At 73.2% G+C, this 14,302-nt stretch carries 16 protein-coding genes; 10 read left to right on the top strand and 6 right to left on the bottom strand.

The window, feature by feature from the left end:
* Positions 1 to 50 precede the first annotated feature (50 nt).
* The 5 genes from AB0L06_RS35495 (at position 51) to AB0L06_RS35515 (ending at position 4,768) form a co-directional block, all read left to right on the top strand.
* Positions 51 to 1,292 (top strand): sensor histidine kinase, encoded by a 1,242-nt coding sequence (locus AB0L06_RS35495; protein WP_500235558.1) that lies wholly within the window; start codon positions 51 to 53, stop codon positions 1,290 to 1,292.
* The gene (locus AB0L06_RS35500) at positions 1,289 to 1,963 is read left to right on the top strand and encodes a response regulator (protein ID WP_500235559.1); all 675 of its coding nucleotides are present in this window, start codon (positions 1,289 to 1,291) and stop codon (positions 1,961 to 1,963) included. The genes AB0L06_RS35495 and AB0L06_RS35500 overlap by 4 nt, the downstream gene beginning before the upstream one ends.
* A gap of 70 nt (positions 1,964 to 2,033) precedes the next feature.
* Positions 2,034 to 3,119: an S-(hydroxymethyl)mycothiol dehydrogenase gene (locus tag AB0L06_RS35505; RefSeq protein ID WP_500235560.1), complete on the top strand. Its 1,086-nt coding sequence runs from the start codon at positions 2,034 to 2,036 to the stop codon at positions 3,117 to 3,119.
* Positions 3,116 to 3,751: an MBL fold metallo-hydrolase gene (locus tag AB0L06_RS35510; RefSeq protein WP_500235594.1), complete on the top strand. Its 636-nt coding sequence runs from the start codon at positions 3,116 to 3,118 to the stop codon at positions 3,749 to 3,751. Before AB0L06_RS35505 ends, AB0L06_RS35510 begins: the two co-directional genes overlap by 4 nt.
* A gap of 147 nt (positions 3,752 to 3,898) precedes the next feature.
* Positions 3,899 to 4,768 carry a hypothetical protein gene (locus AB0L06_RS35515; protein ID WP_500235561.1) on the top strand — a complete coding sequence of 290 codons (870 nt, stop codon included), beginning with the start codon at positions 3,899 to 3,901 and terminating at the stop codon, positions 4,766 to 4,768.
* A gap of 55 nt (positions 4,769 to 4,823) precedes the next feature.
* On the opposite strand, the gene AB0L06_RS35520 is transcribed toward AB0L06_RS35515, so the two are convergent.
* Positions 4,824 to 6,419 (bottom strand): adenylate/guanylate cyclase domain-containing protein, encoded by a 1,596-nt coding sequence (locus AB0L06_RS35520; RefSeq protein ID WP_500235562.1) that lies wholly within the window; start codon positions 6,417 to 6,419, stop codon positions 4,824 to 4,826.
* 179 nt (positions 6,420 to 6,598) lie between these two features.
* Here AB0L06_RS35520 and AB0L06_RS35525 point away from each other — a divergent pair, with 179 nt between their 5' ends.
* From AB0L06_RS35525 to AB0L06_RS35535, 3 genes are all read left to right on the top strand, one after another.
* Positions 6,599 to 6,928 (top strand): SPW repeat protein, encoded by a 330-nt coding sequence (locus AB0L06_RS35525; RefSeq protein ID WP_500235563.1) that lies wholly within the window; start codon positions 6,599 to 6,601, stop codon positions 6,926 to 6,928.
* Between the two features lie 40 nt (positions 6,929 to 6,968).
* Positions 6,969 to 7,598 carry a TetR/AcrR family transcriptional regulator gene (locus tag AB0L06_RS35530; protein WP_500235564.1) on the top strand — a complete coding sequence of 210 codons (630 nt, stop codon included), beginning with the start codon at positions 6,969 to 6,971 and terminating at the stop codon, positions 7,596 to 7,598.
* Between the two features lie 153 nt (positions 7,599 to 7,751).
* Positions 7,752 to 8,009, top strand: a complete 258-nt coding sequence (locus AB0L06_RS35535; protein ID WP_500235565.1) for a hypothetical protein — start codon at positions 7,752 to 7,754, stop codon at positions 8,007 to 8,009.
* Positions 8,010 to 8,031: 22 nt separating this feature from the next.
* Here AB0L06_RS35535 and AB0L06_RS35540 read toward each other — a convergent pair whose 3' ends face one another.
* Entirely contained in the window at positions 8,032 to 8,532 is a 501-nt protein-coding gene (locus AB0L06_RS35540) for a winged helix-turn-helix transcriptional regulator (RefSeq protein ID WP_500235566.1), read from the bottom strand.
* 95 nt (positions 8,533 to 8,627) lie between these two features.
* Here AB0L06_RS35540 and AB0L06_RS35545 point away from each other — a divergent pair, with 95 nt between their 5' ends.
* Positions 8,628 to 10,061, top strand: coding sequence for an MFS transporter (locus AB0L06_RS35545; protein ID WP_500235567.1), 1,434 nt, complete (start codon positions 8,628 to 8,630; stop codon positions 10,059 to 10,061).
* A 3-nt stretch (positions 10,062 to 10,064) separates the two neighbouring features.
* Here the strand turns inward: AB0L06_RS35545 and AB0L06_RS35550 are convergent, their stop codons facing one another.
* From AB0L06_RS35550 to AB0L06_RS35565, 4 genes are all read right to left on the bottom strand, one after another.
* Positions 10,065 to 10,946 (bottom strand): RNA polymerase sigma factor, encoded by an 882-nt coding sequence (locus tag AB0L06_RS35550; RefSeq protein WP_500235568.1) that lies wholly within the window; start codon positions 10,944 to 10,946, stop codon positions 10,065 to 10,067.
* 61 nt (positions 10,947 to 11,007) lie between these two features.
* Positions 11,008 to 12,399: a vWA domain-containing protein gene (locus AB0L06_RS35555; RefSeq protein WP_500235569.1), complete on the bottom strand. Its 1,392-nt coding sequence runs from the start codon at positions 12,397 to 12,399 to the stop codon at positions 11,008 to 11,010.
* A 5-nt stretch (positions 12,400 to 12,404) separates the two neighbouring features.
* On the bottom strand, positions 12,405 to 13,277 hold the full coding sequence (locus AB0L06_RS35560) for an AAA family ATPase (protein WP_500235570.1): 873 nt from the start codon (positions 13,275 to 13,277) through the stop codon (positions 12,405 to 12,407).
* On the bottom strand, positions 13,278 to 13,757 hold the full coding sequence (locus tag AB0L06_RS35565; protein ID WP_500235595.1) for a hypothetical protein: 480 nt from the start codon (positions 13,755 to 13,757) through the stop codon (positions 13,278 to 13,280).
* Positions 13,758 to 13,942: 185 nt separating this feature from the next.
* Between AB0L06_RS35565 and AB0L06_RS35570 the strand changes: the two genes are divergently transcribed.
* Positions 13,943 to 14,281, top strand: coding sequence for a hypothetical protein (locus tag AB0L06_RS35570; RefSeq protein WP_500235571.1), 339 nt, complete (start codon positions 13,943 to 13,945; stop codon positions 14,279 to 14,281).
* Positions 14,282 to 14,302 lie beyond the last annotated feature (21 nt).

Here is a 14,302-nt window from a genome sequence, read left to right on the forward strand (position 1 = left end):
ACGCCCGGCGGCTAATACCCACAAACGACGTGGAAGGTTACGATCACGACATGTCCCCCGACCCTTCCGAGCCGCCCAGCGGCACGTCCGGGCGGCTCGGCGGCAAGGCCGCCTTCCTACGCCGGGCCGCGATGTCCGTGCTGGCGTGGGGCGGCGCGACCTTCTTCGCCCTGCTGCTGGTCCCGCTCATGAGCCGGCATCCGGAGGCGGTCTCCCAGGCCGTGGTGGCCCCGGCGCTCCTGATGGCGGCGCCCGCGCTGCTGCTCCGCCACCGCACCCCGGCACTGATCGCGTTCCTGGTGCTGGCCTGGGTCATCCTGTTCGCCACAGAGATCACCTGGGCGACCGGCTACACCAAGCTCGTCATCGACGACGTCGCGCTCGCCTACATCGCCCTGCGCAAGCCCCGCCCGACCAGGACGATCGCCTGCGCGGGCCTGTTCATGCTCCAGCTGGTGGTGGCCGTCGCGATGCCGCGCGGCCCGGAGTCCCAGATGCAGGGCGTCGTCCTGGCGGTGCTCGCGTTCGTGGCGGCGATGACGACCGCGCGGATGCTCCGGGAGCGCCGCGAGCACGCCGTCGAGCTGCGGTCCCGCGAGACCGAGCAGGCGGTCGCCGCCGAGCGGCTGCGGATCGCCCGCGAGCTGCACGACATGGTCGCCCACAGCATCGGGATCGTCGCGATCCAGGCGGGCGTCGGCAGCCGGGTCATCGACACCCAGCCGGAGGAGGCGCGCAACGCGCTCACCGCGATCGAGACCACCAGCCGGGAGACCCTGGCCGGGCTCCGCCGGATGCTCGTCACGTTGCGCGAGTCCGGCGAAGGGGCCGGGGACGGCCCCGCCCCCGCGCCGCTCGACCCCGCGCCGGGCCTCACCGACCTGGACCGGCTCGTCGCCGCCACCCGCGACGCGGGCGTCGACGTCGAGGTGCGCTGGAACGGCGAGCGGCGCCCGCTGCCGCCGGAGATCGACCTGTCGGCGTTCCGGATCGTCCAGGAGTCGGTGACGAACGTGGTCCGGCACGCACGCGTGGCGGCCTGCCGGGTGACGATCGGGTTCACCGAGGACGAACTGACCGTCCGGATCGAGGACGCCGGGACCGGGACGGGCGGGACGGGCAGACCGGGCGGGCCGTCCGGCGAGGGCGGCGGGTTCGGCATCGTCGGAATGCGGGAACGCGCCACCCTGCTGCGCGGCGACCTGGTCGCAGGCCCCCGTCCCGAGGGCGGCTTCCAGGTCGCCGCCCGTATCCCGACCCGCTCCTCGGCCGTCCTGGCGGTGGCCGGATGACCGCGCCGGCGGAGACGGTCCGCGTCGTGCTGGCCGACGACCAGCCGCTCATCAGAGCCGGACTGCGCGTCCTCATCACCGACTGCGCCGACCTGGAGGTCGTCGGCGAGGCGGGCGACGGCGAGCAGGCCGTGCGGCTCGCCGCCGAGCACCGCCCCGACGTGGTGGTCATGGACATCCGCATGCCGGACATGGACGGCATCGAGGCGACCCGCCGCATCACGGCCGCCGCGACCGCGCGCGTGCTGGTGCTGACCACCTTCGATGACGACGACTACGTCTACGGCGCCCTGCGCGCGGGGGCCAGCGGCTTCCTGGTGAAGGACATGGCCCTGGAGGACATCCTCGCGGCCGTCCGGGTGGTCGCGGCGGGCGAGGCGCTGCTCGCGCCCGGCGTGACCCGGCGGCTGATCGCCGACTTCGCCGCCCGGCCCGAGCCGTCCGCGGCCCCTCCGGCCGAGCTGTCCGTCGTCACCGAGCGTGAGCGCGAGGTCCTGACGCTGGTCGGGTCCGGGCTGTCGAACGGCGAGATCGCCGAACGCCTGTCGATCAGCGTCGCGACGGCCAAGGCCCACGTCGCCCGCCTGCTCACCAAGCTCGACGCGCGCGACCGCGTCCAGCTCGTGATCATCGCCTACAACGCGGGCCTGGTGACGCCCTCCACCCCCTGAATTCCCAGGTGGCCGCCCGTTTTTATAGGGTCTGACCGAGAGTCACACACCCGAACGGGAGGCGGCAAGGATGGCGCAGCAGGTACGTGGGGTCATCGCACCGGGCAAGGGACAGCCGGTGCGGATCGAAACGATCACGATCCCGGACCCGGGGCCGGATGAGGTCGTGGTGAAGGTGCAGGCGTGCGGCGTCTGCCACACCGACCTGCACTACCGCGAGGGCGGCATCAACGACGACTTCCCGTTCCTGCTCGGCCACGAGGCCGCCGGGATCGTCGAGACGGTCGGCGACGGCGTCACCGAGGTCGCGCCCGGCGACTTCGTCGTCCTGAACTGGCGCGCGGTGTGCGGACAGTGCCGCGCCTGCCTGCGCGGACGCCCGTGGTACTGCTTCAACACCCACAACGCCAAGCAGAAGATGACCCTGGCGGACGGCACGGAGCTGTCCCCCGCGCTCGGCATCGGCGCGTTCGCCGACAAGACCCTCGTCCACGCCGGGCAGTGCACCAAGGTCGACCCGGCCGCCAAGCCCGAGGTCGCGGGCCTGCTCGGCTGCGGCGTCATGGCCGGCCTCGGCGCGGCGATCAACACCGGGAACGTCGGCCGCGGCGACAGCGTCGCGGTCATCGGCTGCGGCGGCGTCGGCGCGGCGGCCGTCCTCGGCGCCCGGCTCGCGGGCGCGGCGCGGATCGTCGCCGTCGACCTGGACGAGCGCAAGCTCGCCACCGCCAAGGAGCTCGGCGCGACGCACACCGTGAACGCCAAGGACGGCGACGTCGTCACGGCCGTCCAGGAGCTGACCGGCGGGTTCGGCGCGGACGTCGTGATCGACGCGGTCGGCATCCCCGAGACCTACAAGCAGGCGTTCTACGCCCGCGACCTCGCCGGGACCGTCGTCCTCGTCGGCGTCCCGACCCCGGAGATGAAGCTCGAGCTGCCGCTGCTGGACGTCTTCGGACGCGGCGGCGCGCTCAAGTCGTCCTGGTACGGCGACTGCCTGCCGTCCCGCGACTTCCCGATGCTCATCGACCTGTACCTCCAGGGACGGCTCGACCTCGGCGCGTTCGTCTCCGAGACGATCCCGCTGGACGGCGTGGAGGCCGCGTTCGAGAAGATGCACCACGGCGACGTCCTGCGTTCGGTGGTGATGCTCTGATGACCGCGCGGATCGACCACCTCGTCACGTCCGGCACGTTCTCGCTGGACGGCGGCACCTGGGACGTCGACAACAACGTCTGGATCGTCGGGGACGACGCCGAGTGCCTGGTCATCGACGCCGCGCACGACGCGGACGCGATCGCCGAGGCGGTCGGCGACCGGCGGCTCGTCGCGATCGTGTCCACGCACGGGCACGACGACCACATCGACGCCGCGCCCGCGCTGGCCGCCCGCACCGACGACGCGCCCGTCCTGCTGCACCCGGACGACCTGATGCTCTGGAGGCAGAGGCACCCGGGCGCCTCGCCGGACGGCGAGCTCGCGGACGGCCAGGTCATCACGGTCGCCGGGACGGAGCTGACCGTCCTGCACACGCCCGGGCACTCCCCCGGCGCGGTCTGCCTGTACGCGCCGTCGCTCGGCACGGTCTTCTCCGGGGACACCCTGTTCCAGGGCGGTCCCGGCGCGACCGGCCGGTCCTTCTCCGACTTCCCGACGATCATCGAGTCGATCCGGGAGCGGCTGCTGACGCTGCCGCCGGAGACCGTCGTCCGCACCGGGCACGGCGACAGCACCACGATCGGCGCCGAGGCCCCGCATCTGGACGAGTGGATCGCACGCGGCCACTGACCTGGATCTTCGTCAGGACGGCGGCCCCCGGCGTGGCGCCGCCGTCTTGACGAAGCCCGGACGAACCGCCATGGTGCGGGCTAGTGTCCATCGTGCGGACGGGCCGCGACGTGCCTCCGCGAACATCCGGGGTCCCGGGGAGGTGCGATGCGGATGCGGCACGGCGTGCCCACCATGCTCAGGCGGCCCGTGTCCGGACGGCTCTCGTCCGGACGGCCCGCACTCAGGCCGCCGACTCCCGGCCCGCCGACTCCCGGCCCGAGGGCTCGCAGGCCGCCGGCTCTGAAGTCGGCCACTCTCGGTCTCGTCGTGCTCGGCCCGTTCGTCGTGGGCTGCGGGACCTCCAGCGCGGCGTCCGGGAAGCTCGACCCCGCGCCGGACTCCGTCCAGCCGCCCGTGGCCGCCGCGCCGAGCCTGTCCGCGCCGTCCCCGGACATGCGGGCCGCGCCGCCCCCGGCCGACCCCGGATCGGTCGTCCCGCTCGGCAAGCCCGGCTCCTGGCGCGTCACCACGTACTACACGGCCGTCGAGAGCCTGCACGGCGGCGCGCAGACGGCCGTGAAGGGCTGCACGTCCGTCCACTGCTCGAACGGGCACACGCCGCTCGGCTCCTACCCGGCCGACTTCCTGCGGATCATCCGCACCGAGGGCAGCGGCCGGATCACCTCGGGCCCGCAGGAGGGCCGCTTCCTGAACTGGTCGCACAACACCGGCTACTGGCTGGACGACAGCACCCGCGACCCGGCGGGCCGTCCGCTGAAGGCGTGGGTGTCGGCCGCCGCCGACAAGGACGTCCTGGCCCGCGGCCGCCGCTTCATGATCACCGACTGCGGGAACGGCGTCCCCGCGGCCGTGTGCGCCAGGTTCCGCAAGGCGCACTGGAAGGTCAGCGACCTGTTCCGTCCCGGCTACGGCGGGCAGCACCACACGGACGTCTACCTCGGCGAGGAGACCGACGCCGGTTTCAGCCGCTTCGCGACGACCCTCAACGGCGCGTCCCTGGGCGCCCTCGACTAGCGGCGAGGAACCCGGCCTGCCCGGCGGACGATCAGGACGCGGCGCGCCCGGACGATCAGGACGCGGCGCGCTCGGGGACGCGCGGCGAGGCCAGGCGGGTCGGACGGGCCCGGCCGCGAAGCTGGACCTCCTCACCCAGCTCCCAGCGGGCGGCCTCCTCGGGGCCGGCGTCCTCGACCACGGCCGCCGCGGCGAGCACCGGCTCGGACCGGGCCTTGGCCAGGTCGGTGAGCCGGGCGGCCTCGTTCACCGGGTCGCCGATCACGGTGTACTCGAAGCGCTCCTCGGCCCCGATGTGCCCGGCGACGGCCTCGCCCGCCGACACGCCCACGGCCGCGGACAGGCCGGACACCCCGTCCTCCAGCCGGACGGCCAGCTCCCGCCCGGCGGCCAGGGCGCGGCCCGCGGCGCCGGGCAGGTCCTGCGGGGCGCCGAAGATCGCCAGGGCGGCGTCGCCCTCGAACTTGTTGATCCAGCCGCCGTGCCGTCCGACCACCTCGACCACGATCGCGAAGAACTCGTTGAGCAGCCCGACCACCTCGGTCGGCGGGCGCTCGGCGGCGAGCCGGGTCGACCCGATGACGTCCACGAACAGCACCGCGACCTCGCGCAGCTCGCCGCCGAGGTCCACGCCGTGCTCGAGCGCGACCTTCGCCGCGTCCGGGCCGACCTGGCGGCCGAACAGGTCCTGGAGCCGCTCGTGCTCGCGCAGCCCGGCCGCCATGTGGTTGAACCCGGCCTGCAGCAGCCCGACCTCGCTGCCGTCGTAGACCGGCACCTCGACGTCCAGCTCGCCGTCCTGGACCCGGGCGAGGCCGAGCCGCACCGACTCCACCGGGTCGGCGATCCCGCGCGCCGCGAAGTAGGTGACGCCGAGGCCGACGAGCAGGGCCGTCCCGCCGAGGGCGAGCACCGCGACCGCGAAGGCGTGCACGTTCACCCGGTTGAGGACGAACGACCCGACCGCGAGGACGATCAGCCCGAGGATCGGCACCGCCGTGCCGAGCGCCCAGGCCAGCACCGAGCGCGCGACGACGCCGGGCAGGCCGGTGCGGCGCGGCACGCCCGTCGCCAGCGCGGTCGTCACCGAGCGGCGCAGCAGCCGCTCGGCCAGCAGGTACACGATGGTGCAGGTGGTGAGGCCGCCGAGCAGGCTCGTCAGGCCGAGCTTGACCGCGACCAGCGCGGAGAACGGCAGGTTCAGCAGCACCCAGCCGACCGTCCCGACGCCCCAGAGCGTGAGGTGGACGGCCATCAGCCGCACCGGCCCGTACAGCAGCAGCGCCCGCTCCCGCCGGTCGGGTTCCTCGTGCCGGTCGACCAGCCGCCGGACGCGCCGGAAGAACCGCTCACCGAGCAGCAGCCCGACCGGGACCGCGAGCACCACGTAGGCGGTGAACACCCAGACGTTCACGGTCTGCACCCGGTGCGGGAAGTGGCCGCCGGGGTTCGGCACCACCCAGGTGAACAGCAGGACGACCAGCGCCCCGCCGAGGTTGGCGAGGCCTGTGGCGAGGGTCACCAGGACCCGGGCGCGCCGGGCGACCTGGGCCCGGGTGTCCCCGGGACGGCCGTCGATCAGCCGCCGCAGGGCCCCGAAGGGCGCGCGGGCGCGCCGTTCCGCGCCCTCGTCCACCGCATCGCCGTTCACGAAGGTGGAGCGTATCCGGTCGTCCCAGGTGTTCCGTACATCACAGTCGTCCCAAATGATCAGCCAGCGGACTGTGACGCTCCGGACACTCCCGACTGCCGGGGCGAAACGTTGACCGGCCGGTCAGTCAGGGCATCACCCGGGCAGGACAAACAATCCCTCTCCCCGGGAGGTTCCCCATGGACAAGCTGGCATGGGAGGACGCCGTCGTCTTCGTCGCCGGGCTGGTCGCGCTCGTCGCCCCCAGTCTGTGGGCGGACGGCGACGGACGGCTACCGATGATGGTCCTCGGCGCAGTGCTGCTGGTCGCCGGCCTGTTCCCGCTCCTCGGCGGCACGGGCCCGACCACCTGGGCCGCCACCGCCTTCGCGCTCCTGCTCTTCGTCTCGCCCTGGGCGTGGGAGTTCGACCGCCAGCACTCGGCGGCATGGACGGCATGGATCGCGGGCGGCGTCGCGACTATCGTCGGCCTGTGGGCCGCGTACCGCACCCGCACCGCGAAGAGCTGACCGGCGCCTGACGGCCGGGCGGCCATCGGGGAGGCCGAACATGGCACCAGTCACCCCGCCGTCCCGCCCGGCCGGCGCCCCCTCCCCTCCCGTTCCGCCCTCCCCCGACGCCCCGGCCCGTCCCGACGCGCGGACCCGGATCCTGGACGCCGCCGAGGCGCTCTTCGCCGAGGGCGGGTACGAGGGCACGTCCACGGCGCGGATCGCGCGCAGCGCGGACGTCCCCAAGGGCCTGGTCTTCCACTACTTCCCGCAGAAGATGGACGTCCTGGTCACGCTGGTCGCCGAGCGCACCGAGATCGAGCCGGCCGCCGACACGGCGCCCCTGGAGGCCGTCCCCGGCGACCCGGCGGGCACGCTCGCCCGGCTCGCGCGCGGCTTCCCCCTGCGCGCCTCGCCCGCGATGCGGCGCATCCTGTTCCGCGAGGCCGACACGCACACGACCGTCCGCGAACGGCTGCGGGTGCTCAACGGCGAGGTCGTCCGACGGGCCCGGCTGGCCCTGGAGATGGCCCTGCCCGGCGCGCGAGGCGACCAGGCCCGCCTGGAGGTGGCCGCCGCCACGTTCGCGGCCGTCCTGATCTACCAGGAGCACCTGGCCCAGCTCAGCGGCCACCACCTGGACCCGGACGCCGTCGCCGACCTCATCGCCCGAGCCCTCGGCACCTGACCGTCCGAACCCGCCTCCGGCGGACGAGTCTTTACCGGTCCAGGCGCTTATCCACCGGCATAGTCGGAGATCTCTCGACACGGGCACGGCCCGGCAGACGACCGACGCCGGCCCGCTCACGATCAGAGAGCCGAACATCCGGAGGTCCGAGCAATGGCAACGGTCAAATTCGCCGCGTACGGCGCGCTCAAGGACGGCAACCCGGACAAGACCCAGGCCATGGACGTGACGGCGGCCCTGCAGACGGCGATCGACGGCGCGGAGTTCGTGGGACTCGTGACGATCGACAACGACACACTCGGCGGAGATCCGGCGAAGAACTCGAAGAAGCACTTCGCCGCGATCGTCAACGTCGACGGGCAGGACCGGGCCTTCGCCTGCCAGGAGGGTCAGACCATCAACTTCGGCTGACGTCCGGCGGTCGTCCTCGGGCTCAGGTCTCGACGGGCGTGAGCATGCGATGGGGGCCGCGCAGGGCCTTACTGACCACGTCGTCGCGCCGCCTGGCCCCGCGGCCGGGGTGGATCTCCAGATCGCCCGGACGGATCGGGCCCCCGCCGCAGGACGGGCAGGTGCCGTCCAGGTCGATCCGGGTGCCGCACGCGTAGTGCACGAACAGCCGGGTGATGCCGTTCCCGTCGAGGTTCCGCTCGCCCCAGCCGGCCAGCCCGTGCACGACCGGCCACAGCGACACGCCCACCTCGGTCAGCACGTACTCGTGCCCGTCCTTGGCCAGGACGCCGTGTTCGACGAGCGTGGACAGCCGCGCCGACAGCACGGCGCGGGGGATGTCCAGGTGGACGTGGAAGTCGCTGAACCGCCGGACCCCGTAGAACGCGTCCCGGATGATCAGCAGCGTCCAGCGCTCGCCGACCACCTCGAGTGCCCGGGCCAGCGTGCAGTCCTGCCCGGAGTAGTCCTTCCCGAGTGCCATGCCGTGCAGACTACCTCCCCGATAGTTCAATGAACGAACCAACCGTGTTACAGTCACGGCCGATATTGGTTCGTTCATTGAACTAGGAGACCGGCATGACGACTCTGGCGACCCCCGGCGCCGGACAGCGCGAGACCCGGCCGCCGGGCATGACGGCCGCCGTGGCCCTCCCCGGCGCCGCCACCCTGCTGGGCCTGATGAACTACACGGCGCCGATCGCGACCCTCACCGACACCGCGAACGGCCTGCACGCGGGCACCACCGCCCGGATCTGGGTGATGAGCTCGATCAGCCTCGGCCTCGCCGCCGCCCTCCTGGTCGTCGGCGCACTCGCCGACGACCACGGACGCCGCCGCCTGTTCACCCTGGGCGGCGCCCTGCTCGCCCTCTCCAGCGTCGGCTGCGCGCTCGCCCCGAACTCCGCCGCCTTCGTGGCCGGACGCGTCGTCCAGGGCGTCGCGACCGCCGCGCTCCTCGCGACCGGCCTCGGCATCATCGGCCACACCTACACCGGCGCCGCCCGCGCCCGCGCCGCCGGTCTCTGGGGCGCGATGCTCGGCCTCGGCATCGCCCTCGGCCCGATCGCCGCCGCCTGGTTCGCCCAGCTCGCCGACTGGCGCCTCTGGTACTGGTTCACCCTCGTCGCGTCCCTCGCGCTGACGGCCGCCTCCCGCGTCCTGCCCGAGTCCCGCGCCGACCACCGCCGCGGCCTCGACCTGCCCGGCCTGATCACGATGGTCGGCGGCATCTCCACGCTGCTCACGGCGGTCACCCTGGGCCGCACCGGCTGGACGCGCCCCTCCGTTCTCACCCTGCTCGCCGCCGCGGTCGTCCTGCTCACCGCGTTCGTCGTCGTGGAGTCCCGGCGGACGTCCCCGATGCTCGACCTGGGCCTGTTCCGACGTCCCGCGTTCCTGCTCTCGATCGGCGGCGCCATGGTCACCGGCCTCGCCGTGATCGGCATGACGAGCAACCTGGTCACGGTCATGGTCGGCGCGATGCGGCTGTCCGCGCTGGCCGCCTCGTTCGTCCTGGCGATCTGGTCCGGCGTGTCCTACGTGGTCGCGCTCCAGGCCCGCCGTCTCCCCGCCCGCTGGCCGGCCGGCCTCCTGCTCGGCACGGGCCTCGCCCTCAGCGCCGTCGGCGAACTGGCCATGCTCGGCATCAATCCCGGCATGTCCTGGTGGGGCCTGGCCCCCGGCCTCCTCATCGCCGGAGCCGGCAGCGGCCTCGCCAACGCCATGCTCGCCCGCCTCGCCGTGGACAGCGTCCCGGCCCAGCGCGCCGGCATGGGCTCAGGCGCGAACAACACCGCCCGCTACACCGGCGCCGCCCTCGGCGTCGCCATGATCTTCGCCATCACCACCAACAACGGCACCGGCCCCCACGCCCTCACCCACGGCTTCAGCATCGCCCTCCTGGTCTCCGCCGTCCTCTGCGCCCTGGGCGCCGTCCTCGCCGTCCCCCTGACCCGCCGCCTGAGCGCCCACGCCACCACCTCCACCGTCGTCCCCGCGCCGACCAGCTGACCCTCAACCCCGATACCCCAGCCCACGCAGATGATCAGCCGCATCGCGGGCGGGCTCGTCCAGCATCACGTAGTCCATGTGCAGGACGAAGCCGCCCCTGCGGTGGTCGGAGAAGACCAGGACCGCCGTCCCCTGCCGGACGACGACCGCCCGATAGGACTCAAGCGCGGGGCCGCTCTGCTCCAGGGAGAGCGCGTCCTCACCGATCCCCGGCCTCGAAATCCGCAGGCCGGGGCCGCAGGCCCTGGCACGAACCCCGAGGACGTCCATCGCCTGACGGGCCGCCCGAAGCGTCGGGAACACGAAGAACTGCGCCTGGTGCAGCTCACCGCCCTGCGCGTCCAGCCGACGCCCCTTGTCCGTCAGCGTCAGCCGCTGGGCCGTCCGCGAGAAGTCAGGATCCGCACCGCCACAACCAGGGACGGACGGCGAGGGTGAGGCGTTCTCCGTCCAGTTGCGCGCCACCTCGGCCGCCGACGACCCCCGCCAGAGGTCGGCCGCCCCCAGAGGCCGCAGTCCCGGAGCGACTGCCACCGGCCGCTCGTCCCGCCCGACGATCCGAGCGCCGACCACGACGGCGATGGCCAGGACGGCCACGCTGATCACCGCCGCGAGGCGGGTGCGGCCCCGGGAGAGACGCGCCTTCACGGTGCCCTCGGCCACGCCCTCCAGGGCGGCGATCTCTCTGACCGTGTAGCCGCCCATGTGGTGCATGACCAGGGCGCGGCGCTGGGGTTCGGGGAGGTCGGCCAAGGCGGTCACGAGGTCGACGGACGACTCGTCCGGAGGCTGGACGTCCGGCGGGAGGCCGTGCCGGCGCAGGCCGCGCAGGGCCACGACGGCGCGGCGGTAGAACTCGGCGAAGCCCGCATCGTCCTGCGCCACACCTCCTCCTTCGGTCGGTTCTCGCGGGATACACGCCGCAGCACCGACAGAGGTTGCGGCGTTATCCGAGTTCTTCGACGAAGGCGGCGAGCTGGGTGAGGTTGCGGCACTCGAACATGGGGAGGAGCTCGCCGTAGTGGGACGCGGCGGAGTCGCCGGTGTCCCATTGGGCGCGGGGTTCGGGGTTGAGCCAGTAGGCGTGGCGGGCGCGGTCCACCAGGGTGCGCAGGACTGGCAGGGAGAGTTCGCCGTAGTTGGAGCGGGCGTCCCCGAGGACGAGCAGGGACGTCTTGGACGTCACCGCGTCGCCGTACCGGTCCGCGAAGATCTTGATGGCGTTGCCGTAGTTGGAGCGCCCGGTGATCCAGACCAGGTTGGCCTCGCTCGCCATGCGGGCCATGGCGTCGACGACGTCCGCGCCGGGGGCGAAGTACTTGGTGATCTCGTCCGTGCCGTCGACGAAGGCGAACGCGCGGACCTTGCTGAACTGCTCGCGGAGCGCGAACGTCAGCAGCAGCGTGAAGTGCGCGAACGCGGTGACCGAGTCGCTGGCGTCGCAGAGGATCACCAGTTCGGGCTTGTGCGGACGGCGCGGACGGTGCCGCGTGGTGAGCGGGACGCCGCCGGTGGCCAGGGACGCCCGCACGGTCCGCCGGAAGTCCAGGCGCCCACGGTTGCCCGCGCGCTGCTTCTGGACGAGCCGGGCCGCCAGGCGCCGCGCCAGCGGGTACACCTCGCGGCGCAGCGCGGCCAGCTCGGCGCGGCTCGCGCGGTTGAAGTCCAGCTGCTCGATCGGCGGACGGGACGAGATGCGCGCGGTGCGCTCGACGCCGGTGTCCTCGGCGATGCGGCGGCGGACCTCGGTGGCGACCAGGTCCTGGAAGCGGGAGATGCGATCGTTGAAGGTCCTGCGAGCGACGCGTTCGGCCATGCCGCCGCGTTCCTGGCCGTTCAGGACGGCGTTGAGCAGGTTCGCCATGAGCGTCTCGGGCGACAGGGCGCGGGTGACGCCGGTCGCGAACCACGACTGCTGCCCCTCGGCCTGTCCGTACTCGCTGACGGCCGTCCGGGCGAACTGGCGCAGGCCCGCGTCGTCGCCGTCCAGCAGCAGGTCGAAGAGCACCTGGCGGCGTTCCTGGACGGCAGGGTCGAGCGGCGGCGGCAGAGGACGCCCGTTCTCGCCCCTCGTGCGCGCGGGACGGTCCGACGCGGGAACCGCTCCGTCGCCCAGCGCGGCCGGGTACCAGAGGTCGAAGAGCGTGTCGAAGACCGGACGATGCGTCGGACGCTTCACCATGGTCGCGGCATAGGCGGCGCGCAGGGTCTCGCGGTCGAGGAGATCCACGGCCTGGAGGGCGCGGACGGCGTCCAGGCCCTCGGCGACCGACACCGGCAGCCCGGCCTCGCGCAGGGCCGCGACGAACGCGGTGTGCCGGTCGATGAGGGAGGCCACGCGCGTCAGCCCTTCAGGCCGAGTTCCCTGCGGGCGCGCTCCTGGTCGGAGACGTGCTTGAGGACGACCCCGAGCGTGCGGGCGACGGCCGCCTCGTCCAGCTCGTCCAGGCCGAGGGCGAGCAGGGTCCGCGCCCAGTCGACGGTCTCGGCGATGGACGGCGCCTTCTTGACCTCCAGCGCGCGCAGCGTCCCGACCGTCCGGACGAGCTGCTCGGCCAGCTCCGCCTCGATCCCGGGGACCTGGGCGAGGACGATGTCGCGCTCGCGGTCCGCGGCCGGGTAGTCCAGGTGCAGGTAGAGGCAGCGCCGCTTGAGCGCCTCGGACAGCTCGCGCGCGGCGTTGGAGGTGATGAGGACGAACGGCCGCCGCGTCGCCGCGACCGTGCCCAGCTCGGGGATGGTGACCTGGAAGTCCGACAGGACCTCCAGCAGCATGCCCTCCATCTCGACGTCGGCCTTGTCGGCCTCGTCGATCAGCAGGACGGTCGGGCCGGTGCGCCGGATCGCCGCCAGCAGCGGGCGCTCGAGCAGGAAGTCCTCGGAGAAGATGTCCTCGTGGGTCTCCTGCCAGCCCCGGTCGGACGGCGCGGCCTGGATGGCGAGCAGCTGCTTCTTGTAGTTGAACTCGTAGAGCGCGCGCGCCTCGTCCAGGCCCTCGTAGCACTGCAGGCGGATCAGCTCCGCCTCGCACGCGCGCGCGACGGCCTTGGCCAGCTCGGTCTTGCCGACCCCGGCGGGCCCCTCGACCAGCAGCGGCTTGCCAAGCGCCTGCGCCAGGAACACCGTGGTCGCGATGGACTCGTCGGTGAGGTAGCCGCCCGCGGCGAGCCGCGCCGCGACGTCCTCCGGCGAGGCGAACAGGGCGTGGACCGTCATTCAGTGGCCTTTCGGGGTGGTCGGCTTGCCGCCGGGCTTCGTCCCACCGGACTTGCCGCCGGAGGCCCTGGCGTAGGTCAGCCCGGTCCCGGAGAACGTCATCTTCTTGCCGTCGTCGCTGACGCTCGCGCCCCAGTAGCTGCTGCTCTTGGGGTCGCCGCCCTGCCAGGAGAAGCGGAACTTGGACTTGCCGTCCGGGATGGCGAGGCCGCTCCAGAGGGTCTGGCCCTCCTTCTTCCACACACCCGTTCCGTCGGCCTTGAACTGGAAGTAGTCCTTGCCGGCGCCGTCCCAGCGCCCGACGATCGGCTTGACGTCGGCGGCGTTCACCTGGGGCAGCGGCGCGAGCTTGACGGGCTGGGCGTCCCCCTCGCTCTTCTTGGCGTCCTTGCCGCCGCCTCCGCAGCCGCCGAGGCCGACGGTGGCGAGGGCCGCGACGAGCACGGCGCAGCCGAGCCGAGACACGGCGCGTGTCCGCATGCTCACCTGGACCTCCGGGTGTTCTCTGGGGGACGAGACCGGCAGTTTACCGGCGGGTAGCCCCAGGCAGCAGCCCCCATCGCCCCCTCGTTTCCTCCCGCTACGGACCTCACTCCGAGGAGGTATTCGCGGGATCGCCCGCCAGGGTGAGGACGCCCCTGCCCCCGCCGCCTTACAACTTGACCATGACCGTTCCACGTGAGGACCTCGCCGCCGGCCTGGCCGCCCGCCGCGAGTTCGGCCCCGACTACGACGCGGCCTTCGCGGACGTGATCGCCGCGCGGATCGAGGAGCAGCTCGCCGCCCGGATGAGCCCGCTCGCCGAGGCCCGTCCGGCGCCGCTCCCCCGCGTCCGCAGGGCCGGACGCGACCACTCCCTCACGCTGGTCCTGGTCAGCCTGCTGGTGTCGATCCCGCTCACGGCCATCTGCGCGTCCCAGGCGGGCCCTCCCGCGGTGCTCTTCCTGTGGGTCGCGCTGGTCGTGCTGAACGTCTCCTACATGCACCGTCCCCGGCGCGACTGAGCCCCGGGGACGGCACATCAC

It is taken from the genome of Spirillospora sp. NPDC052269 (assembly GCF_040679435.1).
GTDB lineage: Bacteria > Actinomycetota > Actinomycetes > Streptosporangiales > Streptosporangiaceae > Spirillospora.

Bases quoted from the DNA above. Each gene is read 5' to 3' on its own strand.
- AB0L06_RS35500 (WP_500235559.1), top strand. From the start codon at position 1,289: ATGACCGCGCCGGCGGAGACGGTCCGCGTCGTGCTGGCCGACGACCAG.
- AB0L06_RS35535 (WP_500235565.1), top strand. From the start codon at position 7,752: ATGGCAACGGTCAAATTCGCCGCGTACGGCGCGCTCAAGGACGGCAAC.
- AB0L06_RS35515 (WP_500235561.1), top strand. From the start codon at position 3,899: ATGCGGATGCGGCACGGCGTGCCCACCATGCTCAGGCGGCCCGTGTCC.
- AB0L06_RS35495 (WP_500235558.1), top strand. From the start codon at position 51: ATGTCCCCCGACCCTTCCGAGCCGCCCAGCGGCACGTCCGGGCGGCTC.
- AB0L06_RS35570 (WP_500235571.1), top strand. From the start codon at position 13,943: ATGACCGTTCCACGTGAGGACCTCGCCGCCGGCCTGGCCGCCCGCCGC.
- AB0L06_RS35565 (WP_500235595.1), bottom strand. From the start codon at position 13,757: ATGCGGACACGCGCCGTGTCTCGGCTCGGCTGCGCCGTGCTCGTCGCG.
- AB0L06_RS35505 (WP_500235560.1), top strand. From the start codon at position 2,034: ATGGCGCAGCAGGTACGTGGGGTCATCGCACCGGGCAAGGGACAGCCG.
- AB0L06_RS35540 (WP_500235566.1), bottom strand. From the start codon at position 8,532: ATGGCACTCGGGAAGGACTACTCCGGGCAGGACTGCACGCTGGCCCGG.
- AB0L06_RS35560 (WP_500235570.1), bottom strand. From the start codon at position 13,277: ATGACGGTCCACGCCCTGTTCGCCTCGCCGGAGGACGTCGCGGCGCGG.
- AB0L06_RS35545 (WP_500235567.1), top strand. From the start codon at position 8,628: ATGACGACTCTGGCGACCCCCGGCGCCGGACAGCGCGAGACCCGGCCG.
- AB0L06_RS35530 (WP_500235564.1), top strand. From the start codon at position 6,969: ATGGCACCAGTCACCCCGCCGTCCCGCCCGGCCGGCGCCCCCTCCCCT.
- AB0L06_RS35525 (WP_500235563.1), top strand. From the start codon at position 6,599: ATGGACAAGCTGGCATGGGAGGACGCCGTCGTCTTCGTCGCCGGGCTG.